A 1107-nucleotide genomic window follows, 5' to 3' on the forward strand; every position below is an offset into this window, starting at 1 on the left:
GTTCACCGCTGTGGGAATACCCATGATCCGCCGCTTCTTTAGTTCCTCGTACTTCTTGGCGGGAATGTAGCGACGGCGTAGGCCGGAACGATCAGCCAGACTTCCGTTGCCTGCGTGCCTGCCTTTGTCGTAGGTCTCGAAGGTGACAACCTCCTTCAAGTCTGTCAGCTTCGAGAAGTTGTCATTCAGCATCTTCGCCACATTGTCTTCAGCAATACCCAACGCCTTTTCGGCGGCGGCTACTGCTTCGGCATCGCGCCCCTGCAACGCATTGTCAAGATTCGCCCTGGATCGGTGCAGACCGGCCATCGTATTCTCGATCATGCCGCTGAGTTCTTCGAACTCGTTCCAGACATCCGGCGTCAGCAACAGCAGCTCGCGTGCCTCGGCGTTGAGAACTGCGGGCGCGCTGATCTTGCCGTCGACTCTGGCTGTCCGCCCCTGCCCAGACTCGCTCATGGCTACTTGGCTCTTCATGCCAAGCACATATAGCGTGGTGGACTGTCCCTTGATCAATGGCTCCAGCATGTCAGTGTTGCGGCCGACCTTGCTTCCCGGCAGATTGAAATTGAAGCGACGACGCCCGTTGCAGGTAATGCGCGGCGTCATGCCGTTCTTGTCGGTATTTCCTTTGATTGGCCGGCCCGCCGCGTCGTTGCCAGCAACTTCGCGTCCCTTTGCATCCACCGCATAGGCAAGGTAAGGGGCATTGGGTAGCGCCTTCTGGTCGGCCTGCATCTGGAACTTCACCCGGAAATAGGGCTGCAGTTCAAGCGCGCACTGGATCGGTGCCATCGTCATGATGGTGCTGTTGAGCTGAAGCTCGATGTCGTGCGAGACCGCCTTCTTCTGGCGGCCAGCGAAGTCCGGTTGCGCCCACTTGCGCTGGTCGAAGTCCCAGACTTCCAGTTGGAATCGTATTGTTGAGGGCGGAAGGAACGGTACCTGCGTAGCAGGCTTGACACCTTTGTCCAACGGGTTCTGCAACGGATTCGGCGTGGTATTCACGAACTTCGTGAGGCCCTGTGCGTCGGTTGTTCCATTGACGACCTCGTTGCGATCAGGCAGCTGCAGGATCCGGTAGCGGACCTTCGCGGCAGGACGCTG

Annotated in this window: 1 protein-coding gene; it reads right to left on the reverse strand. The window is 58.5% G+C overall.

Going from position 1 to position 1107, the window contains the following annotated elements; genetic code table 11:
- Positions 1-1107, reverse strand: a 1107-nt coding sequence (locus tag ACZ6S8_RS39615) for a hypothetical protein (RefSeq protein ID WP_469463261.1), incomplete at both ends; no start/stop codon positions are given.

This window comes from Streptomyces sp. NPDC048461 (genome assembly GCF_055587105.1).